General features: G+C 45.4%; 23 protein-coding genes, 4 pseudogenes and 1 other annotated feature. Of the genes and pseudogenes, 6 read left to right on the forward strand and 21 right to left on the reverse strand.

Translation table 11 applies throughout. From position 1 onward, the window contains the following. Nucleotides 1-17: 17 nt before the first annotated feature. Entirely contained in the window at nt 18-1,124 is a 1,107-nt protein-coding gene (gene gpr, locus AC1DN5_RS08375) for a GPR endopeptidase (protein WP_095241591.1), read from the reverse strand. Nucleotides 1,125-1,326: 202 nt separating this feature from the next. Between gpr and rpsT the strand changes: the two genes are divergently transcribed. Further along, nucleotides 1,327-1,593 carry a 30S ribosomal protein S20 gene (rpsT, locus tag AC1DN5_RS08380; protein WP_003152876.1) on the forward strand — a complete coding sequence of 89 codons (267 nt, stop codon included), beginning with the start codon at nt 1,327-1,329 and terminating at the stop codon, nt 1,591-1,593. Nucleotides 1,594-1,610: 17 nt separating this feature from the next. On the opposite strand, the pseudogene holA reads toward rpsT, so the two are convergent. Next, nucleotides 1,611-2,652: pseudogene (holA, locus tag AC1DN5_RS08385) on the reverse strand (DNA polymerase III subunit delta); the annotation flags it as partial. A gap of 39 nt (nt 2,653-2,691) precedes the next feature. After that, nucleotides 2,692-2,846: pseudogene (locus AC1DN5_RS08390) on the reverse strand (hypothetical protein). Nucleotides 2,847-2,886: 40 nt separating this feature from the next. On the opposite strand from AC1DN5_RS08390, the gene AC1DN5_RS08395 reads away from it, so the two are divergent. Beyond that, nucleotides 2,887-3,021, forward strand: coding sequence for a YqzM family protein (locus AC1DN5_RS08395; protein ID WP_003152870.1), 135 nt, complete (start codon nt 2,887-2,889; stop codon nt 3,019-3,021). 18 nt (nt 3,022-3,039) lie between these two features. Here the strand turns inward: AC1DN5_RS08395 and AC1DN5_RS08400 are convergent, their stop codons facing one another. The 3 genes from AC1DN5_RS08400 to AC1DN5_RS08410 all read right to left on the reverse strand — a co-directional run bounded on the left by AC1DN5_RS08400 (nt 3,040) and on the right by AC1DN5_RS08410 (nt 6,641). Beyond that, nucleotides 3,040-5,391 carry a DNA internalization-related competence protein ComEC/Rec2 gene (locus AC1DN5_RS08400; RefSeq protein ID WP_366969154.1) on the reverse strand — a complete coding sequence of 784 codons (2,352 nt, stop codon included), beginning with the start codon at nt 5,389-5,391 and terminating at the stop codon, nt 3,040-3,042. Further along, nucleotides 5,392-5,961: a ComE operon protein 2 gene (locus AC1DN5_RS08405; RefSeq protein WP_047475594.1), complete on the reverse strand. Its 570-nt coding sequence runs from the start codon at nt 5,959-5,961 to the stop codon at nt 5,392-5,394. Nucleotides 5,962-6,026: 65 nt separating this feature from the next. Then, nucleotides 6,027-6,641: a helix-hairpin-helix domain-containing protein gene (locus AC1DN5_RS08410; protein WP_327815217.1), complete on the reverse strand. Its 615-nt coding sequence runs from the start codon at nt 6,639-6,641 to the stop codon at nt 6,027-6,029. A gap of 57 nt (nt 6,642-6,698) precedes the next feature. Between AC1DN5_RS08410 and comER the strand changes: the two genes are divergently transcribed. Next, on the forward strand, nt 6,699-7,520 hold the full coding sequence (comER, locus tag AC1DN5_RS08415) for a late competence protein ComER (protein ID WP_016938893.1): 822 nt from the start codon (nt 6,699-6,701) through the stop codon (nt 7,518-7,520). Between the two features lie 68 nt (nt 7,521-7,588). Here comER and AC1DN5_RS08420 read toward each other — a convergent pair whose 3' ends face one another. From AC1DN5_RS08420 to AC1DN5_RS08455, 8 genes are read right to left on the reverse strand one after another with little or no spacing between them, the layout of a single operon-like run. Further along, nucleotides 7,589-8,326, reverse strand: coding sequence for a class I SAM-dependent DNA methyltransferase (locus AC1DN5_RS08420; RefSeq protein WP_016938892.1), 738 nt, complete (start codon nt 8,324-8,326; stop codon nt 7,589-7,591). After that, complete coding sequence (gene rsfS / locus AC1DN5_RS08425; RefSeq protein ID WP_016938891.1) at nt 8,323-8,679, reverse strand: ribosome silencing factor; 357 nt, start codon at nt 8,677-8,679, stop codon at nt 8,323-8,325. The genes AC1DN5_RS08420 and rsfS overlap by 4 nt, the downstream gene beginning before the upstream one ends. A 16-nt stretch (nt 8,680-8,695) precedes the next feature. Then, nucleotides 8,696-9,256 carry a bis(5'-nucleosyl)-tetraphosphatase (symmetrical) YqeK gene (gene yqeK / locus AC1DN5_RS08430; protein WP_016938890.1) on the reverse strand — a complete coding sequence of 187 codons (561 nt, stop codon included), beginning with the start codon at nt 9,254-9,256 and terminating at the stop codon, nt 8,696-8,698. Continuing rightward, nucleotides 9,246-9,815 carry a nicotinate-nucleotide adenylyltransferase gene (locus tag AC1DN5_RS08435; RefSeq protein WP_016938889.1) on the reverse strand — a complete coding sequence of 190 codons (570 nt, stop codon included), beginning with the start codon at nt 9,813-9,815 and terminating at the stop codon, nt 9,246-9,248. Before AC1DN5_RS08435 ends, yqeK begins: the two co-directional genes overlap by 11 nt. Nucleotides 9,816-9,825: 10 nt before the next feature. Beyond that, a complete protein-coding gene (gene yhbY, locus AC1DN5_RS08440) occupies nt 9,826-10,116 on the reverse strand; it encodes a ribosome assembly RNA-binding protein YhbY (RefSeq protein WP_003152858.1) in 291 nt (96 codons plus the stop codon). Beyond that, nucleotides 10,110-10,952 carry a shikimate dehydrogenase gene (gene aroE, locus AC1DN5_RS08445; protein WP_016938888.1) on the reverse strand — a complete coding sequence of 281 codons (843 nt, stop codon included), beginning with the start codon at nt 10,950-10,952 and terminating at the stop codon, nt 10,110-10,112. The genes yhbY and aroE overlap by 7 nt, the downstream gene beginning before the upstream one ends. Nucleotides 10,953-10,971: 19 nt before the next feature. Further along, nucleotides 10,972-12,072, reverse strand: a complete 1,101-nt coding sequence (gene yqeH, locus AC1DN5_RS08450; RefSeq protein ID WP_016938887.1) for a ribosome biogenesis GTPase YqeH — start codon at nt 12,070-12,072, stop codon at nt 10,972-10,974. Nucleotides 12,073-12,074: 2 nt separating this feature from the next. After that, complete coding sequence (locus tag AC1DN5_RS08455; RefSeq protein WP_014470710.1) at nt 12,075-12,593, reverse strand: YqeG family HAD IIIA-type phosphatase; 519 nt, start codon at nt 12,591-12,593, stop codon at nt 12,075-12,077. A gap of 360 nt (nt 12,594-12,953) precedes the next feature. Here AC1DN5_RS08455 and sda point away from each other — a divergent pair, with 360 nt between their 5' ends. Further along, nucleotides 12,954-13,094, forward strand: coding sequence for a sporulation histidine kinase inhibitor Sda (gene sda / locus AC1DN5_RS08460; protein ID WP_003152850.1), 141 nt, complete (start codon nt 12,954-12,956; stop codon nt 13,092-13,094). Nucleotides 13,095-13,223: 129 nt separating this feature from the next. Here the strand turns inward: sda and AC1DN5_RS08465 are convergent, their stop codons facing one another. From AC1DN5_RS08465 to AC1DN5_RS08485, 5 genes and pseudogenes are all read right to left on the reverse strand, one after another. Continuing rightward, nucleotides 13,224-13,358, reverse strand: a complete 135-nt coding sequence (locus tag AC1DN5_RS08465) for a hypothetical protein (RefSeq protein ID WP_366969153.1) — start codon at nt 13,356-13,358, stop codon at nt 13,224-13,226. Between the two features lie 75 nt (nt 13,359-13,433). Further along, nucleotides 13,434-14,165, reverse strand: a complete 732-nt coding sequence (locus tag AC1DN5_RS08470) for an SGNH/GDSL hydrolase family protein (RefSeq protein ID WP_366969152.1) — start codon at nt 14,163-14,165, stop codon at nt 13,434-13,436. Nucleotides 14,166-14,237: 72 nt separating this feature from the next. After that, nucleotides 14,238-14,972, reverse strand: coding sequence for a polysaccharide deacetylase family protein (locus AC1DN5_RS08475; RefSeq protein ID WP_366969151.1), 735 nt, complete (start codon nt 14,970-14,972; stop codon nt 14,238-14,240). Nucleotides 14,973-15,083: 111 nt separating this feature from the next. Continuing rightward, nucleotides 15,084-15,318 (reverse strand): annotated as a pseudogene (locus tag AC1DN5_RS08480) (peptidoglycan-binding domain-containing protein); the annotation flags it as partial. Between the two features lie 33 nt (nt 15,319-15,351). Next, nucleotides 15,352-15,576: a hypothetical protein gene (locus tag AC1DN5_RS08485; RefSeq protein WP_436627790.1), complete on the reverse strand. Its 225-nt coding sequence runs from the start codon at nt 15,574-15,576 to the stop codon at nt 15,352-15,354. Nucleotides 15,577-15,686: 110 nt separating this feature from the next. Between AC1DN5_RS08485 and AC1DN5_RS08490 the strand changes: the two genes are divergently transcribed. Continuing rightward, on the forward strand, nt 15,687-16,313 hold the full coding sequence (locus tag AC1DN5_RS08490) for a TVP38/TMEM64 family protein (RefSeq protein ID WP_095241584.1): 627 nt from the start codon (nt 15,687-15,689) through the stop codon (nt 16,311-16,313). A gap of 15 nt (nt 16,314-16,328) precedes the next feature. On the opposite strand, the gene AC1DN5_RS08495 is transcribed toward AC1DN5_RS08490, so the two are convergent. Together AC1DN5_RS08495 and AC1DN5_RS08500 are read right to left on the reverse strand one after the other, a co-directional pair. Continuing rightward, nucleotides 16,329-16,799: a GNAT family N-acetyltransferase gene (locus AC1DN5_RS08495; protein ID WP_045926765.1), complete on the reverse strand. Its 471-nt coding sequence runs from the start codon at nt 16,797-16,799 to the stop codon at nt 16,329-16,331. Beyond that, a pseudogene (locus AC1DN5_RS08500) lies at nt 16,765-18,017 on the reverse strand (MFS transporter). The gene AC1DN5_RS08495 and the pseudogene AC1DN5_RS08500 overlap by 35 nt, the downstream one beginning before the upstream one ends. Before the next feature lie 47 nt (nt 18,018-18,064). Then, nucleotides 18,065-18,294: a binding site (T-box leader), on the reverse strand. 179 nt (nt 18,295-18,473) lie between these two features. Here AC1DN5_RS08500 and sigK point away from each other — a divergent pair. Continuing rightward, complete coding sequence (gene sigK / locus AC1DN5_RS08505; RefSeq protein WP_016938880.1) at nt 18,474-19,202, forward strand: RNA polymerase sporulation sigma factor SigK; 729 nt, start codon at nt 18,474-18,476, stop codon at nt 19,200-19,202. The last annotated feature ends 4 nt before the right edge of the window (nt 19,203-19,206 follow it).

Raw genomic sequence — 19,206 nt, forward strand, 5'->3', positions numbered from 1 at the left:
GAGGAGGTAGAACCATTTTAATGATTATAAGAACCTTTGTTATCTTGTGAGACCTTTTCATGAAGGGCGGTGTTTAGCCCGTTTGCTAGCACGTTCGCCATATCATCAATAAAGGTGTCAATCTCCTTCGGCGTGACCATCAGATTATGGCCGAGCGGAGAAAGGACTTCATGAATCAGCTGGCGTTTTTCATTTTCGTCCAGCGTCCCGACAATGCCTAAAAAAGATTGGCGCTCTTTTTCTCCGGGAAGATCTTCATCTGTGAGCACCTTCTTTTTACCGAAGTTCATTCCGGCGGGCACCAAAGACCTCGACGGGCTGTCATCTTTCATTTCTCTGCCGAAATGCTTTAATATGTAGTCCACTGTATCGCTTGCGATCGTAACCGCATCAACGACAGTCGGGACACCGATTGCGATGACTGGGATGCCGAGCGTCTCTTTGCTTAATTCTTTTCTCTTATTGCCGACGCCTGATCCCGGGTGAATGCCCGTATCAGAAAATTGGATGGTCGTGTTCACCCTTTCAACGGCTCTTGCCGCAAGGGCATCTACAGCAATCACAAAATCCGGCTTCGATTCTTTGATCACGCCTTGAATAATATCGCTCGTTTCAATTCCCGTTAATCCCATCACTCCGGGAGCAAGCGCGCTGACCGGCCTGTACCCTTCCTGCACATTTTCCGGCTGAAGCCTGAACAAATGCCGCGTCACAAGCAGATTTTCGGTCACGAGAGGGCCGAGTGCATCCGGCGTCACATTCCAGTTGCCGAGACCGACGATCAAACAGCTTGCATCCTTTGGAATGTTTAATGCCGACAGATAGGCGGAAAATTCCTCGGCAAACACTTCCGTTACTTTTTCCTGCATTTCAGAGTCGTGCTCCCTCACACCCTGCGCTTCGATCGTGACATAGCGCCCCTGCTTTTTGCCCGATAGCTCGGCGCCTTCTTTTGTAATATCCACAGTTCTGACTTTAATGCCGCCCTTGTCGCGTTCTTTTTCAATAAACCCGTTTATTTCTTTTTTCTGACCGGCTTGTCCGTCTTTTACCGCCTGTTTTGTTTCTACCGCTAAATCCGTCCGGATCAGAAATTGATTGACATCCAGTTCGTTGTTTTTCACGGGGAAGACCTCCTTCAATCATCGTGGTACATAGTGTGGCCATTTGTAAAACGAATCATGCGAATTTACCCATCAACGAAAAATACTTTACATTTATATTGCAATCTAAAGTTCTGTTTGATAGAATACAATTTGTTCTATTGTGAAGAAGATTTAACCTTAAGACACTGTGCTACAGGTTGTATCTTAGGAGGTGAAACACATGCCAAACATTAAATCAGCGATTAAACGTACAAAAACAAACAACGAACGCCGCGCTCATAACGCGACAATCAAATCTGCTATGCGTACTGCAATCAAACAAGTAGAAGCTTCTGTTGCCAACAACGAAGCGGATAAAGCGAAAACTGCTCTTTCTGAAGCAGCGAAACGCATTGATAAAGCAGTGAAAACAGGTCTTGTACACAAAAATGCCGCAGCTCGATACAAATCTAGACTTGCGAAACAAGTGAACGGACTTTCTGCATAATACAAAAACGATCCCTGGTAACGGGGATCGTTTTTTTCATTCGGTCCGGAGAAGTTCAAGAAGAAAGAGCTCCAGCAAGAGCTGCTTGTCCTTTTTCCCGGTTTTCATTTCGTAATCCATCACTGCGAGTTTCTCTATAATACGTCTGAGCTCTTCTTCTGAAAAAAGCCTCGCCTGGTCCATCGCCAGCTTTACCCGGAAAGGGTGAACCTTTAAATTGGATGCGATTTGCTTTTGACCGTATCCTTGTCCGGCAAAATACTTCGTCTGCATAATGAGACGGAACTGGTTGGCGATCAGCGCCATAATTTTGATCGGTTCTTCGTTTTGTTTTAAAAGATCATAAAATATTTGAAGGCTTTCCGTCCGTTTTCGGTTCACGATTTTGTTGATCAGCTCAAAAATATTCTGCTCCAAACTTCTCGCGACAAGCTCCCGGACATCTTCAAGCGTAATCTCATGTCTGTCTCCGGTGTATGCGGAGAGTTTTTGTATTTCCTGGTATATGGAGGACAGGTGGCCGTTTGCAAGCAGAACCAAATGCTCGGCAGCTTCTGCGTCGATCGTTTTATTTTCGGATTTTGCCAGATTAATCGTAAAGTCAGTCGTCTCCTTTGCATTCAGCTCCTTCGCTTCAATCATCAGAGCTTGCTGCTTCAGCGCCTTCGTCAGTTTTTTCCGCTCATCCAGCTTCTCATACGGAGCCACAATCACAAAAACCGTATAAGGCGCAGGCTCCTTCAGATAAGTCTCAAGAGCGCCTGTATTGTGCTCTATTTTTTCTTTCTTTTTTTCCCCTGTTAAAAAAGACGGGTTTTTTACAATGACCAGCCGCTTCTCCCCCATAAACGGAAACGTTTCCGCATCGGTTATCGCCTGGTCAAGCGGATCCTCTTCAAGATCAAAAACAGACAGGTTAAAATCTTTTGTCCCCTCATCAACGACAGCTTGTCTGATCCGGCTGACAGTCTCTTGGAGAAGATACGTTTCTTTTCCGTATAAACAATAAACGGAGCGGACATCCCCTTTTTTCAGGGCTTTCCAAACATCAAATACCATGATCGTATGACTTCCTCTCTTTCTTGATCCCCTTCTATCCTAAATTGAGTCAGGCAAATAGTAAAGAGGAAGCTTTAAAAAGGACAGCTTCCTCATTTATAATAAACGCCTGATTCACAAGCTCCCGGGGCTGCTTGTAAAAAGGCGATAATCACAAGAACAGAAAACGTTACCATCACTTCTAGATTTTTCAAAACAATTCCAGTATACTTAGGGAAGTCAGGAGGGATGAAATTGAATGATTTTGAAAAAAACGTTCAAAGCAAACGAAATGATGCTGTTGACTCAGCTGTCGGTTTTGTCGTGTCCTTCGGATTTTTCGCCTTTTTGTTTGTGATGGCAACAGCCATCCATCTTATCGGCTCTTAGCCGCATTCCGGGCTGCTGTCAATCGGCAGTCTTTTTTACTTCCTGCGCCCTGGTTTCTTCTATATCATATGGAGGAAAGACAGAAAACGTTCCGGCGCCTTTTTTAAATCTGTATTGAATCGTTCCGCTGAGATCGGTGCGAAGTACATTGACAGAGTACGCTTTCAAACGATCCAGCACCTCTTCATGCGGATGATGGTAACGATTATCTTCACCTGCTGAAATCAGTGCTGCTTCCGGCTGAAGCTGTTTCAAAAAAGCTTCACTCGTAGAGCTTTTGCTCCCGTGATGACCGGCCTTCAATATATCAGCCTTCAGATTCGGATACGCTTTCAGCACTTCCGTTTCGCCGTCCGATTCTAAATCTCCCGTCAAAAGCCAGCTCACTCCGCCTAAAACCGTCCAAAGCACCAGTGACGAATCATTTTTACTCTTTCCGTCAGATGACTCCGGGGACAGCACCTGAAATTGAAGATTACCGGCTGTAATGGTGTCGCCCCGCTTTGCTTCGGCAACGGGAATGTTGTTTTCTTTCGCCATCTTCAATATGTCCTGATCCTTCGGTTCCTTCACGAATCCCATGGGAACAATCAACCGTTTGACTCTATGTTTTTTGATTAATACTCCGGCTTCCCCGATATGATCCTGATCCGCATGGGTTAAAATCAGCGCATCCAGCTTTTTCACCCCTTTTCCGTTCAAAAACGGAATCAAAACCTTCTCACCGATAGAATACGGGTGGCGTTTTTCTTTCCATGATTCTTCCGGATAAGCCACCACTCCCCCTGTATCAACCATTACGGTTCCTTTGCGGTGCGGCGCACTTATAAACAGCGAGTCTCCCTGCCCGATATCAAGCATATCCGCTTCTCCCCATGGACTGAAATAAGGACGGAACATTAAATAAACCAAAACCGCGCAGAAAAAAAGAGGCGATTTCCTGAGTTTCAAAAAACCTCCCTTTTCCAAAGCTGCAAAAAGCGTAAACACGGAAACCGCAAGCAGAAGAAGGGAAAGAAAGTCAGGCTTTGACACAATCATTGTAAATAAATCAACGGATGCCGCATATGTCATGAAATCATGCACAGGCCTCATCACAAGGTCAAACATATAAAACAAACATTCCCCCATCTGCCTTGAAAGTAAGAGAAGAAGGAAACCGATGACCGAAAACGGAATGACAAATAACGTATAAAAAGGCACCATCACCATATTCATCGGAAAACTGACAAGCGAAATCTGCTGAAAATGATAGAGAAGAAACGGAAGCGAACTGAGCTCCGCAATGAATGAGGCCATCGCAAGCCCGGCAAGTCTTCTTTTCCCTGCTTTCTTTAAAATGGAGGATGACAGAATTAAAGCGGCGCTTACCGCAAAAGAAAGCTGGAAGCCCGCCTGCCAAAGGAGGTAAGGATTAAGCAGCAGGAGCAGCAGATAAGACACGGACAATGCAGCCGAAGAATGAATACTGCGTTTAAAAAGAGTTCCGGCGATATAAAATCCCAGCATGAGGGATGCGCGCAATACGGATGGGGCCGCACCGCTTAACAGCGTATACACCGGTAAAAAAAACAGCAGTAAAATCCCCGCCTTTTCTCTTGTCAGCCCGATTCTGATCAGAACATAAAATATTCCCGCCGTAATCAGGCCGACATGCATTCCGGAAATGGCCATTAAGTGAACGACTCCCAGATTTTGATAAGCGTTCAGTATATCGTCCTCTATAGAAAATCTTTCACCCAAGGTCAGCGCTTCGACAATTCCGGCAGAGGATTCAGGCACGTGATTTTGAATGATCGAAATCAAATTCTTTCTGATGTTCAGCAGTTTATACAGCGGCATGCCGGATTTTTTACACTGCTGAATGGAAGTCACGGAAAATAACCAGTGAATATGCTGAGAATTAAGATATTCCTTATAATCAAAACCTCCGGGAGACGTCGCATGTCCGGGCTGTTCCAAAGAGCCGGTAAACACGCAGCGCATCCCCGGTTCCAGCTGTTCAATGAGACCTTTTTCTTCAAGAGACCGGATTTTGTATGAAGCGGCCCATTTTTCTTTGTCATGAGTTCGGATAACGGCTGACATTTTCGCCCCGTCAACCTTCGGAATATTTGTGATGACGGCCTGTTCAGTATAGCTCCCGGCCTGATACCGGGATACATTCGCAGCGTCATAAACCGTATACAGAAAGAAATAAAGACAAAAAAATATGAGGCTGACGATAAACGGTGTGTACTGCTTTGTTTTCACAAAAATAAAGAGAAGATAAAGAAGGAAAAAGAATAGAACCCAGAAGAAATTTGCGGCGGCAATTCCTGCGGTTGCAGAAACCGCCGCCAGAGGCAGAAGAAGGTATTTATATTTCATTTATACGTAACTGGTAAACAGCTCATTGGCCTGTTCATGAATTTTTTTCAGTTCCTCCGCCTTAACTCCCGCATCAGATAATTGCTGAATCAGACCGGCTACAAAAGACAATTTTTCGCGGTTTTTCAGATCAATGATCATTTCATCAAGTTCAACCTGCTCCACCTTGACTCCGGCTTGGGTGAACAGCTCTTTTGCGTATGGCTGGGTTTTGTAATCTTCGGCATAATAGACCGTTTTGATGCCCGCCTGAATAATTGATTTACAGCATTGAATACAAGGATAATGCGTCACATAAATTTCGGCGCCCTCAGTCGGCACACCGAACTTAGAACATTGCAGAATTGCATTCATTTCCGCATGTATGGTCCGCTGGCAGTGATTATCTATTAAAAGACATCCTTCATCAGCACAATGGACGCCGCCGGCAATTGAACCGTTGTACCCGCCGGCAATCATCCGCTTGTCTCTGACAACGGTTGCTCCGACTGACAGTCTCGGACATGTGCTTCTCAGCGCCAGCAAATGACTTTGCGCCATAAAATATTGATTCCATGAGATTCGTTCCACAAGTGTTCCCTCCAAAAGTCTTGTTGCTTTTCTAAGTTTACATAGTTTTGAGCAAAGCCGTCAATTCACTTTACCGTAATGGAAGTTTTTATCCGCTCAAATGACTTTTCTCCAAAACCTGATACATTCATCAAATCTTCAGCAGTCTGAAAACGTCCGTTTTCTTCCCGGTAGGCGATAATCGCTTCCGCTTTTTTCTGTCCCACACCGGAAATCGCCTGAAGTTCGTCCAGAGTTGCCGTATTGATATTGACAGGGGCATCTTCCTTTTCACCTGCTGCAGTTTTCGGGCGATTCTCCTCTTCGCCTTTACTCGGAATATAAACGACCGTCCCATCTTGCAGCTGCTCTGCTAAATTAACATTCAGTTCATCTGCCTTTTCCTTCAGGCCGCCGGCTTTCTCAATGGCTTGTGTCACTCTGTCTCCCGCCTTCATTTCATACACGCCGGGATTTCGGACCGCGCCTTTCATATCAATCATAATCTTATCGTCTGCGGTGTCTGTTTTGTCCGTGCCGGATGCTGAGGCTGTTTGGCCGAGCACGGACTGCTGTTTGACCGGTTCTTCTTTTTCAGGACGAAACAGCCAAATGCAGATAAAAATCGCTCCTGCCGCAAGACAAACACCCAGAATTTTCAGGTTCCGCCGCATCTGCTCCGTCATCATTGCTTTCGTCATATTGCATTGCCTCCCCGCATAAGGTTTAGAGGATTAAGGGAAAAGGAGGGGAATTCATTGAAAATAGGCTTTATCGGCACCGGAAACATGGGAACGATCCTGATTGAATCGTTAATTGAATCAAACGCTGCCGATCCCTCACATATCACCATCACAAACAGAACAATCGAAAAAGCATTAAAACTAAAAGAGCGTTTCAGCGGCATCCAAGTCACCGAGGATCAGGAAAAGCTCGTACAGGAAAATGAAATGATATTCATTTGTGTAAAACCGCTGGATATATATCCTTTGCTGAAGAAGCTCACACCTCATTTACGAAAAGATCACATTTTAATCTCCATTACCAGCCCTGTTCAAACGGAACAGATTGAACATATGGTTCCGTGCCAGACGGCCCGTGTCATTCCGAGCATCACAAACCGCGCCTTTGCCGGCGTCTCGCTTGTTACATTCGGCAATAGCTGCAGTGAGGCTGCAAAAGCGGATATCCAAACGCTGATCACTCATATTTCAAAGCCTGTAGAAATCAACAGCGGCATAACAAGGGCGGCGTCAGACATTGTCAGCTGCGGCCCTGCTTTTATGAGTTATCTCGTTCAGCGTTTTATTGACGCGGCAGTGGAAGAAACGGACATTACCAAAGAAGAAGCCGTAATTATGTCGACGGAAATGCTTGTCGGTCTCGGAAAGCTTCTGGAAACAGGGCATTACACCCTTCCCGCCTTGCAGGAAAAAGTATGCGTAAAAGGCGGCGTCACCGGAGAAGGACTGAAGGCGCTTGAAAGCGGTGTACAGGATATGTTCAACCGTGTCTTTCAGCGTACACATGACAAATACGATGAAGATATATCTTTAGTGAAGAAGCAATTTCACGTGTAAATGAGTATGCCATAAAACGCTATAACGCGCCAATCGGCAAAAATGCATTTTAAAAACCATCGTTTTGTTTAAACGATGGTTTTTGGTTTGCCTGCCGTAAAGAAAAGACGCTCGGACTCTGTTGAAGGAGGCCGGTCTGTAAAATCAGCCGTCACTTTCTTCAGTTCAAATCCTGTCTCTGCAAGCATTTGTTCATATTCTTCAATGTAAAATGTTTTTTGCTCATGCGTCTCGTCATAGCGGTCATAAGTTTGTCCGTTCCATACGAAAAAGGACATATCATGGATGACAGAAAGCTCTTCATCGCCGGCAAAGCTTTGCCAAATATAGCTGATCTGCTCATCCTGGTCCGCATGGGTGCTGTCCGGAAAAAGCTCCGTCATTTTATATGGGGAATGGACGTCAAACAGAAGCAGGCCGCCCTCCTTCAAAACTTGAAAAACACTTTTGAAGGTGCTCAAGACATCATTTTTCGTTTTTAAGTAATTGAGGGAATCACAGCAGATGACTACGGCATCAAACTGTTCTTCAAAACCGGAAAGCTCCCTCATATCCTGCTGGAGAAAAAGAATCGGCTTTCCCGTTTTTTTCTGCTGGGCACAGCTCAGCATGTCTTCACTCAAATCAATCCCCGTGACTTCGCAGCCTTTTTCGGCAAGCCTGATGGATATTTCTCCGGTTCCGCAGGCAAGATCAAGCACCCTTCCCTTTTCCGGAAGAGAGGCTTCGATCCAGCCCGCCCATTCATCATACGGCGCATGGGACATTAACTCGTCATATACGCCGGCGAAGCCTTGGTAAATCATGAGTTCAAGCCGAGTTCAAGCTCTGCGAGCGGCGCGTCGCCCCATAGCTTTTCAAGATTGTAGTAGCTTCTTTCATCTTTATGGAAAACGTGAACAATGACATCGCCGAGATCAACTAAAATCCAACGGGCCTCATCAAACCCTTCCATCTTTTTGACATCAATGCCGTTTTCTTCTGCCTGATCTTTAATTTCACGTGCAATTGCCTGAACCTGTTTATCAGAATTCCCGTGGCAGATTAAAAAGTAATCCGCTACAAGTGAGATTCCTTCCATGTCGAGCGCTAAAATATCCTCTGCACGTTTATCGTCGCATGCTTTTGCTGCGATTTTTAATACGGAAGCTTGATCCATTTCCATATTCCTCCTGTCAATTTTGAGACACCAGCCAGTTATAGGTTGCAAATGTCTCCGGGAAGACCGGCTGGTTTTTTTTCATCAGAAATATCATTGTATTTTTCAGCGCTTGTATAAGCGCTTCGTTCAGATCCTTTTCTGCCAGGCGGCGCACATCTTCCACTCCGGGGAAATGGCGGCCGGGTTCAATGTAATCCGCCACGTAAATGACTTTGTCTAAAAGGGTCATACCGGGACGCCCTGACGTGTGATAGCGGATCGCGTCTAAGATCTCGGGGTCAGTGATCCCCGCTTCCTTCTCAGCCAGATACGCCCCCGCAGGAGCATGCCACAGCTCGGCATTGTAATCCAAAAGCTCAGCCGGCATTTTTTCCCGCACGATGATCTGCTTCATTTCTTCTTTCGGCCGGAATTTGGCGTAATCATGAAAAATAGCCGCCATTTCCGCTTTTTTTGGATCTGCTCCGAACCGGCCTGCGAGAATAACCGCCGTATCTGTCACGCCGATTGTGTGGATGTAGCGATGCTCGGTCAGCTGTTCTTTGACGCAGGCAAGTGCTTCCTCACGATTCATATAAATCATTCTCCTCTATATACTGCCTCACTTTATCCGGCATTAAGTATTGCGTCGTTTTTTTTGCTTTGAGACGTTCTCTCAGCATCGTTGACGAAACATCAAATTCCGGAACGTCAGCAAAAAGCAGCGGATACGGGGTCTCAATATGATACCCCGGGCGCCGCACTCCGATAAATTGAATGAGTGTAAGCAGTTCGTCCAGTTTGTACCATTTTGGCAGATATTCAATCATATCCGCCCCGATAATAAAGAAAAGCTTGTCGTTCGGGTGCCGCTCCTTCAGTAAACGGACAGTATCATAGGTATAAGAAGGACCTTTCCGCTCCATTTCCGCCAGCTCAAGCTTAAAACCGGGATTTGAGCTGATGGCAAGCTTCAGCATCTCAACCCGGTGCCGGCTGTCGGTAAAGTCTTCATTCTGCTTATGCGGGGGAATTTTATTCGGCATAAACCAAATCTCATCGAGCTCCGCCTGATGAAGGACTTCATTAGCCATCAGAAGATGACCGTTATGCGGAGGGTCAAATGTGCCCCCGAATATTCCGATTTTCTTCATGTCAACCACCTTACGGAAGCTCGATTTGTTTATTTTCCTTTGATTCCTTATACAATACGATCGTATTTCCGATCGTCTGCACCAATTGTGAACGGCTGCCTTTCACAAGGGCTTCTGCGACATCGTTTTTATCGTCTTCGCAGTTTTGAAGCACACTGACTTTAATCAGCTCTCTTGCCTCTAAAGCCTCGGCAATCTGTTTCACCATGTTTTCGTTGACTCCGCCCTTTCCCACTTGAAAAATAGGCGTTAAATGATGCGCTTTTGAACGCAAAAAACGTTTTTGTTTTCCTGTTAACATTGTGTTCCTCCTAGTTTTCCTTCAACAATTGCTCTCATCAGGCCGCTGTCAGGCTCCTGTTCCGTCCACAGCTTGAAGGACAGTGCGGCCTGTTCTACAAACATGCCGATGCCGTCAAGGGTAGTCAAACCTCTTTTTTCGGCTTCTTTTAATAACGCCGTTTGAATCGGGTTGTATACGATATCACAAACGATGGCGCCCGCTTTGGCCCGTTCCAGTGAGAGCGGCACGGCATCCGTGTTCGGATACATGCCGACAGATGTTGTATGAATAATGACGTCATATTGCTCAAGCTGATTTTCAGCTTCTTCTAATGTAAGAGCGCGTTTCTGCTGAAAAGAGGGAGCGGCCGCAATCAGACTTTCTGCTTTTTCCGGCGTGCGGTTGCAAACGTCAAACTGTTTCGGCTCTTTGCGGACGATCGTCGTAAAAATCGCTCTTGCCGCCCCTCCCGCTCCTATCATTAGAATGGAGAGCTCTGATATCGGTTTGTCCAAAACTTTGACTAAGGATTTATAAAATCCATCTCCGTCAGTATTATACCCGATGAGCCTGTCTCCCTCTCTTTTGACGGTATTTACGGCTCCGAGTACTTTTGCGCTTTCATGTATTTCATCCAGATGCTCCATGATCGCGACTTTATGCGGGACTGTAACGTTAATTCCGCAGATGCCCAGTGCTTTAATTCCGTTAACGGCGTCCTTGAGGTTGTGAGGTTCCACCTGAAACGCAAAATACTGCCCGTTGATGTTCTTATCTTTCAAAGCCGCGTTATGAATATCGGGTGACATTGAATGCCCGATCGGATTTCCGATTACTCCGTACAATTGTTTCATGCTCCCTCTCCCCTTCTCTCTATATTAATGAACGGCGGACAAATACGTGTACGCCTTTCGGAGCGTATGCCGTTATTTTTTTATCTGCTTGCTGCACCGTGACCCATCCGAGACCGGAAAAAACGATATCCGTCTTTCCTTCTTTAATCGTAAACGTGTGAGCCGTAAGCTCCGGAAATTCATCCAAATGATCTTTCCCGGGCGGGGTGAGCAGTTCACCCGCATGCTTTTCGTATAAGGCGTCAGCATTTTCAAGCTTTGTTCTGTGAATCATCAATTCATTCGGCATATAGCAGACAAACGCCGATTTATCGCCTGAAACATAATCAAACCGGGCAAGCCCGCCGAAGTAAAGCGTTTGTTTCTCATTCAGCTGGAAAGTGCGCGGCTTCAGTTCTTTTTTCGGTGTCAGCACCTTTAAGTCACGCTTGTCCACGTAATGCGCCATCTGGTGATGGTTAATGATTCCCGGAGTATCATAAAGCGCGGACCCGTCATCAAGCGGGATTTCAATTGCATCAAGCGTCGTGCCCGGAAATTGAGAGGTGGTAATGATATTCTCTTCCCCTGAGACCTCTTTAATAATCCGGTTGATAAACGTTGATTTGCCGACATTCGTACAGCCCACCACATACACATCGCGGCCTTCGCGGTAATGTTCAATGGCGTCAATGACTTCTTTCATCCCTTGTCCGCGTGAAGCGCTGATTAAAAAGACATCAAGAGGTTTTAAGCCGTATTCTTTCGCTTCGCGTTTCATCCATTGAACGAGCCGTTCCCGTTTTACGGATTTGGGAAGGATATCAGCCTTATTGCCGACAAGAATGATCGGATTTCCGCCGACAAAGCGGTTCAGTCCGTTTATCCAGCTTCCGTTAAAATCAAAAATATCAACGACTTTGACAATAAGAGAGTCAGTATCGCCGATTGTGTGCAAGATATTTAAAAAGTCATCGTCCGTTAATGAAACATCTTGAATTTCATTGTAGTTTTTCAGTCTGAAGCAGCGCTGGCAGATGACATTCTCTTTTGTGAGCGATGCCTTCGGCGCATACCCGAGACCTTGTTTATCCTCGGTCTGGATCGTTACTCCGCAGCCGATGCAAACAACCTTTTCCATTTCTAATCCTCCCACTGAATATGGCCTTTACGTTTCAAAGAACTCAATATTCTCCGTTCAATCCGGCGGTTAAAGCGCGTCATAACCCCGTCAGAGGAAGCGACCGGCACGACGAGGATCGTATGATACCCGTGTCTGTTTCCGCCGAGAACATCAGTAAGCAGCTGATCGCCGATGACCACACAGTCTTCTTTTTTCAGATCCATGCTGCTGACGGCTCTTTTAAAGGCGCGTCCCATCGGTTTTCTTGCCTTATAAATAAACGGTATGCCAAGCGGCTCCGAGAATAATTTCACTCTTCGTTCATTATTATTGGAGACGATCGTGACTTTAATGCCGTGCTCCTTCATTTCTTCAAACCACTCGATTAATCGAGGTGTCGCACTCGGTCTGTCCCATTCCACAAGCGTATTGTCAAGGTCTGTAATAATCCCTTTCACATTGCGCTCCTTGAGCTTTTCCGGTGTGATATGAAATATATTTTTCACAAATTCGTCAGGTAAAAAAAACTTTTTTAACAAAACCCGCACCCTTCCCTTTTTCTTTCTATCATCTATATGTCGAAACCTGTCGGATTTAAAAACAAAGTCGGACTCAGCAAAAAAATTTCGACAAAAATTGGGTTTCTTCACCAGTTGTGGATAAAATTACACACATTATCCACTCTTATTACATCCGGATTTATCCAGATTATAAACAAGATACTAACAAGTTATCCACTTATGAGTGTGGATAACAGAACGATTGTTCTTATTTGTATTTCATGGTAGATTAAAGATAACCTCACCATGATTGAAACGCAACCTTCCATCATATGCTCGCGTCTGATGATTGATTACAATTGTTAAGGAGGTGCCACTCCCATTAATTGGGTCCCCGGCATGAGAAAGCTTTCTGATGAATTACTAATAGAATCTTATTTCAAAGCCAATGAAATGAATTTGAGCCGTGAATTTATCGAGTTAATTGAAAACGAAATCAAAAGAAGATCGCTCGGACACATTATTTCCGTTTCTTCTTAAACAGAAAAATTTTCCGGGCGAATTTCCTTTTTTTACTCAGATGACTGATATTATATCACTTCGGTTATACGCTTTACTACCACTTTCAACAAAAAACACCCCTTACAGAGGTGTTTAAGAGGACGGCTGTTAAATTTTGAACCAATACAGGCCGCCCAGAACGAGAAAAACGACGAGCAGCACAACAAAAAATGCGTACCAGTACCCCGCATTCACCCGAGGAGGCGGGCATACAGGATATGGCGGAGGGAAATCGCGGTTCATAGCAAATCGCCTCCAAAAAGATGTTTTTCTACAGCCTATGATGCACGGGCAAAACGGCTTAGGCAGCTGACGGCGTCAGCGCTCCAAAATCCGCCCATTTTTTATGCCTTCAAGTAAGATTCTGGCCCCTTTTGGCGTCATGTGATTTCCGGAAGGATCTATCAGTCCGGACTGAATGAGCGCCCGGTCTGTATCTTTGCCGCCGTCCGCGCGTATAAAGTGTTTCCAATTATCCACCAGAGGCACTTTTAAGTCTTTTGCAACCTGCCTTGTAATGCCGTTATAGGAATTATGCCATTTTCTCGCTCCGCCTTTTTCTTTAAAGGCTGAAGCTTTATATCTTGAATAGTAATAGAGATGATGTGTTCCGTTTCCTTCTATAACTGGGATGCACGTCATTAAAATCGGCTTTATGCGGTGCTTTCGGCTTTCGTTTACAAAATAAGTCAGGTTTTCTTCAAACCGTTTCTTTGATACTCGCGGCTGATGTCCCGTCAAAATGCCCGCATCATTTGTTCCGAACATGATAAATAAATATTGAGGCTTCCGGTCAAGCACGTCGCTTTGAAATCGCAGGCGCGCATCCTCAGTCGTCTGACCGCCTATTCCCGCATTTATAACCGTAAGACGGCCGCGTTCCGTTGTTTTTAACATGTTTACCCACTGCTGCGCCTTTGGATAATCACGATAATCCCAATTGGAACCGCGCGTATTGCTGTCACCGAAAGCGACAGCGCTTTTCTCTTTGCCCGCGGCGCATCCTGATAACAGACAGGCTATCGTAATAAAAAGAACAGCAAACTTCATTTTTTTCTCCCCCCAAACCTTACATCCTATATGGTACACGTCTCTTTTGCGGCTTTCAACGCGGCGCTCTCTTTACTGGATATGAAAAGGGCCGGCATCCTCTCCGATCAAATCCGAAACCTTAACAAACGTGTAGCCCTGCTTTTTCAGCTGGGGAATAATTTCTTTCAAAGCCTCAACCGTCTGGCGCCGGTTGCCTCCGCCGTCATGCAGAAGAATAATATCTCCATCTCTGGCATGTGAAACAACGTGTCTGACGATTTTTCCTTTTCCGGGCCTTCTCCAGTCCCTCGGATCTTGGTTCCAAGACCACATGATGATATGATAGCCCTCTTTTAAGATGCTTTTGAAAGCCGTACGATTCAGCGATCCTCCCGGCGGGCGGAATAACTTGTCCCCTTCCGGCTGAAGCGATGTGATATGATGCGCTGAGCTGTGAAGCTCTTTTAAAATGTCTTTGCGTTTCAGACGGTGAAAATAAACATGGTTCATCGTATGGTTGCCGATTTCATGTCCTTCTTCAATAATGCGCTTTGCCGTTATAGGGTAATTGTCTATACGGCTTCCGATACAAAAAAAAGTCGCTTTAACATTGTACTGTTTCAGCACGTCTAACACAGCCTCTGTATAGACAGGGTGGGGGCCGTCATCGAAGGTTAAAGACAGTTTCTTTTTTTCAGACCTTATATCCCAATACACGTTTCCCGTCTTCTCCATGTCACTTCTTTTTAATGGTTTCGCATCGGCGGACACGGCAGTGAGACTCGTGAGGACGCATATCATAATGATCAGATGAAAGCATCTCAACGTTTACACCTCCAGTAAACACTACTGTTAACGTGTCCCCTTTTTTAAAAAATCATTCTCGCGCAAATAATGCATCACCCGCTTCTGCTGTAAGAAACAGGTAATTCCGAATTATGACAGCACTGCTGCCAGCTTGTCTTTCGTTTTCGGACCGTAAATCCTGTCAGCCTGCAAGCCGTTCATGATTTGGAACCGCCTTTACGGCATGGGCGGTTTTGGGTCCGTATATTCCGTCAACTCCATGATTTTCCGTATTTTTATCAGGGCAAAAATAAGCGGCGGCAAGGACTCTTTGCACTTGAGTCACCTTTTCGCCCTTTGTATAAGGGGTCGTCAGTTTAATGATTTATTTGCAGAGTCGTCAGAGCCGTTTACGCCTTTAAAAGGCTTCCCAGCTGTTCAGCAGCCTGCCGGGGCAATCTTTTATGGGGAACGACGCGATCAAGAGGTATATTATGATCTTTAATGAGCTTTTTGCGCGCATCTTCGTGTCTGCGCCGTCCGTGTTGGATGTATGATGGACGGTAATATAATCCGGGTCCATTGCATATCTCGGCCGGTTGCCGTTTGATTTCGGTATCGGGTCTTTTTTTATGGATACCATTTTATCCCTCTCCTATTAAACAATGCAAAAGCACGCTTATCGGACACCCTTTTTTAATAGAAGGAGATAGATTTGTACTGTATACTATTTGAAAAGAGGTGAACGTACAGATGATAAAAAAAGGATTCAGTCTTGCCGTCATCATTGCTGTTGTGGTGATCGGTTTTATGCAAAAAGACGTCTGGCTCGGCATGATTCGGGCGGGCGGAATGTACGCCGTGCTTATGAGTATCCTGCTGGTCGCAGCTGACGTATTTTTTCCGATTGTTCCATTCGCCATTATTGCGGCCTTAAACGGAGCGGTTTTCGGGATTGTAAACGGGGTGTGGATTACATTGTCAGGCGCGATGCTCGGGACAATGGCCTTGTTTTTTCTCGTCCGGTACGGATTCAGAGACTGGGCCAGAAAAAAGCTGCGGTCTTACCCGGCCGCGGCCCAATATGAAGATTCATTCCATCAGCACGCATTTACAGCGGTGCTTTTCGGGCGGCTGATTCCGATTATACCGTCGCTTGCCATGAATACCGTATGCGGGCTGAGCAACATACGATGGCCGATCTTTTTTTTCGCATCGGCGCTCGGCAAAATTCCGAACATTGTGATCGTGACAGTCGCAGGCGCTTCATTTACAAGCAACAAACTGCTGTCTTTCGGAATTTACGGAATGTATATGCTTGTGTTAATGGCGGTCATTTATAAAAAGTTTCCCGGCCTTTTAAAAACGACGAAAAAATGAAGCGCGTACCGCCCTCTATACCGGCGGTACGGCTCCTCTCATTCTGAGAACCTTTCCGTTTAATTCTGAACCGAGCACTTTCAGGTTTTGCTTTTTGTAAAATGACAGGGCCGCTTTATTGTCCGGAGAAACTCTAAGATGATATTCCGAAACACCATTCGTTCTGAAAAACTGATTCGCGTATTGATGGAGCTTCGTCCCGTACCCCATTCCCCTCTGCCGCTCAGTAATATAGTAAAGGTGCACATAACCGATTTTTTGATCGCGATAAGGTTTAATGGAGGCTTCAAGCTGTCCGATCGGCTGCCCGTTATGAAAAAGCAGCACAAAACCGTCGGGAAAGCTCTTAATTTGAGATGACAGCCATCTGAGATACTCATCCTTATTAAAATGATCCGCCGTGCCAAAACTGACGAGAAACGAATCTTTGCGAAATGAAACGGCCGTCTCTTTATGTTTGTTTAAATTGATTCGCTTGAAATCCATCAAGTGTCCTCCTTTTTGCGGCCGCAAGTAAGAATGAGCATAAAACGGCTGCCAACATCAGCATAACGGCTGCGCCTGTGATGACGATATGGCGGACGGAAGAACTGACTGCCGCCGCTCCGAAAACCGCCGTTATCAATATAATGAAGACGGCTTCAACTAATGAATAAAAGCTGCCCACCCTCCCCATAATGTCCACCGGAACATTTTTTTGATAAAACGTCTGAAATCCCGTATTGGCAAATGCCAAGAAAAAAGCCAGAATGAAAAACCCGCAAGCAGCCGTCCAAAAAACGTGAGAAAACGCATAAATCATATATCCCGCCGCTGTGAAAAAAGAGCCCATTCCCATCAATAAAGAAGCCGGCATTTTTTTATTAAAGAACACATTGGCAAGCGCCCCCGCTATAACCCCTGCTCCTGACACACTGACGAGAAAACCGTAATCAGCATCAGTCAGCTGAAGAACCTCTTTTGAAAAAGCGACTTCAAGCGAATCAAGTGCAGACAACATCACGGTCATGACCAGACTGAATAAAAAATAAATGATCATGACGTTTCGCGCCGTTCGGCTGAAGCGATATACGAGCTTCCAATCTTCTTTGCACACTGCCAAAGAAAGCTTCTGTCTGGGAGAATGTACGTGAGGCTCATTTTCAAGATTCGGCAGCATCATCGTGATGAAACCGGACAGCATTAAAGCAGCCGCATTCACCCAAATCGCAAAAATCGGCGTGCCGACGATAAAAAGCAGCCCGGTCGCAGCCGGCCCGAGGAGAAAAGCCCCTGATTCCGGCAAAGCCCTTAGTGAATTGAATCGTTTTCTCCTTTCAGCCGGGATAAGCATCGTCACATACGCCATGGAACACGGACGAAACATCGCATTAGCCATATGAATCAAAAACACGATACAATAAACGGAATATAGAGACCATGCAGTAAACATCAGCGGCAGAACGGCAATGAATCCAGCCCGGATGAAATCAAGCGACATCATCATACTCCGTTTGTTACACCTGTCGATGATGCTGCCCACCCATTTGTCATCAAAACAGCCGCAGGCCTGATTAAATAAAGAATGGAAACTGCAAAAGCAGACCCTGTTTCTTTTAAGACAATAAGATTAAGAGACAAAAAATAAATCCATTCACCAATATTCGCCACCCCGATTCCGGTTAACAAAAGCACCGGGTGCCGCCAAGACTTCCAGTTTTTCATCTTATCCCTCCCTCAGAAAATAAAAAACGCCCTCAAGACAATGAAGTCTTGAGGACGGGAAACAGCCCGCTATGCCACCTCAATTCGGTTTGGCGCCGGCCTTGCCGGTACAAAGCTTACTCGGTAACAGGAGTATCCGCCGCATCATCCTCGTTTTGCATGATTCCGATGCGAAGCTAAGAGGTTTGTTTCAACACATCCATTCATACTCCTTCCCAGCTCCCGGAGCTCTCTGTCATGAATGATATCTGTCTACTCTTCTCTTCAGCGCTTTTCACGTTATATTCTTTTCGGCCTTACTTTTTTTAACAATATATAGGCTCAATCAGAAAAAATCAAGAGGCTGTAAGAAATAAAACTTGCCTTTGATTAATTTCCCTGTACAGACACAAACAGCCTGACTGCCACATACAGTTACATATAGGCTTTTGCCTACATAACTTTGTGGAGGTGAGGATGGTGACAGGTGTTTTTGCAGCGCTCGGGTTTATTGTGAAAGAACTCGTGTTTTTAGTATCATACGTGAAAAATAATGCCTTTCCACAACCGCTCTCAAATAGTGAGGAGAAAAAATACTTAGACCTTATGGCCGAAGGAGATGAACACGCCCGCAATATGCTGATCGAACATAATCTCCGTTTAGTCGCCCATATTGTAAAAAAATTCGAAAACACGGGAGAAGACGCAGAAGATCTGATCTCCATCGGTACAATCGGGCTGATTAAAGGCATCGAAAGCTATTCAGCCGGAAAAGGCACGAAGCTTGCGACATATGCCGCACGATGTATTGAGAATGAGATTTTAATGCATCTGCGCGCCTTGAAAAAAACGAAAAAAGACGTTTCCCTTCATGATCCGATCGGCCAGGATAAAGAAGGGAATGAAATAAGCCTGATCGATGTGCTCAAGTCGGAAAGCGAAGATGTGATTGACACCATTCAGCTCAACATGGAGCTTGAAAAGGTCAAAAAATATATCGACATTTTAGACGACCGCGAAAAAGAAGTGATCGTCGGCCGCTTCGGCCTTGATTTAAAAAAAGAAAAGACGCAGCGCGAGATCGCGAAAGAGCTCGGCATTTCAAGGAGCTATGTATCCCGGATTGAAAAACGCGCGCTGATGAAGATGTTTCATGAGTTTTACCGGGCGGAGAAAGAGAAGCGGAAGAAGTCGAAGGGAAAATAAGCGA

The organism is Bacillus sp. 01N42_2 (assembly GCF_056399565.1).

Bases quoted from the DNA above. Each gene is read 5' to 3' on its own strand.
- rpsT (WP_003152876.1), top strand. From the start codon at position 1,327: ATGCCAAACATTAAATCAGCGATTAAACGTACAAAAACAAACAACGAA.
- AC1DN5_RS08400 (WP_366969154.1), bottom strand. From the start codon at position 5,391: ATGAAATATAAATACCTTCTTCTGCCTCTGGCGGCGGTTTCTGCAACC.
- AC1DN5_RS08410 (WP_327815217.1), bottom strand. From the start codon at position 6,641: ATGACGAAAGCAATGATGACGGAGCAGATGCGGCGGAACCTGAAAATT.
- AC1DN5_RS08420 (WP_016938892.1), bottom strand. From the start codon at position 8,326: ATGATTTACCAAGGCTTCGCCGGCGTATATGACGAGTTAATGTCCCAT.
- rsfS (WP_016938891.1), bottom strand. From the start codon at position 8,679: ATGGATCAAGCTTCCGTATTAAAAATCGCAGCAAAAGCATGCGACGAT.
- yqeK (WP_016938890.1), bottom strand. From the start codon at position 9,256: ATGAATCGTGAGGAAGCACTTGCCTGCGTCAAAGAACAGCTGACCGAG.
- AC1DN5_RS08435 (WP_016938889.1), bottom strand. From the start codon at position 9,815: ATGAAGAAAATCGGAATATTCGGGGGCACATTTGACCCTCCGCATAAC.
- yhbY (WP_003152858.1), bottom strand. From the start codon at position 10,116: ATGTTAACAGGAAAACAAAAACGTTTTTTGCGTTCAAAAGCGCATCAT.
- aroE (WP_016938888.1), bottom strand. From the start codon at position 10,952: ATGAAACAATTGTACGGAGTAATCGGAAATCCGATCGGGCATTCAATG.
- yqeH (WP_016938887.1), bottom strand. From the start codon at position 12,072: ATGGAAAAGGTTGTTTGCATCGGCTGCGGAGTAACGATCCAGACCGAG.
- sda (WP_003152850.1), top strand. From the start codon at position 12,954: ATGAGAAAGCTTTCTGATGAATTACTAATAGAATCTTATTTCAAAGCC.
- AC1DN5_RS08465 (WP_366969153.1), bottom strand. From the start codon at position 13,358: ATGAACCGCGATTTCCCTCCGCCATATCCTGTATGCCCGCCTCCTCGG.
- AC1DN5_RS08470 (WP_366969152.1), bottom strand. From the start codon at position 14,165: ATGAAGTTTGCTGTTCTTTTTATTACGATAGCCTGTCTGTTATCAGGA.
- AC1DN5_RS08485 (WP_436627790.1), bottom strand. From the start codon at position 15,576: ATGGTATCCATAAAAAAAGACCCGATACCGAAATCAAACGGCAACCGG.
- AC1DN5_RS08490 (WP_095241584.1), top strand. From the start codon at position 15,687: ATGATAAAAAAAGGATTCAGTCTTGCCGTCATCATTGCTGTTGTGGTG.
- AC1DN5_RS08495 (WP_045926765.1), bottom strand. From the start codon at position 16,799: ATGGATTTCAAGCGAATCAATTTAAACAAACATAAAGAGACGGCCGTT.
- sigK (WP_016938880.1), top strand. From the start codon at position 18,474: ATGGTGACAGGTGTTTTTGCAGCGCTCGGGTTTATTGTGAAAGAACTC.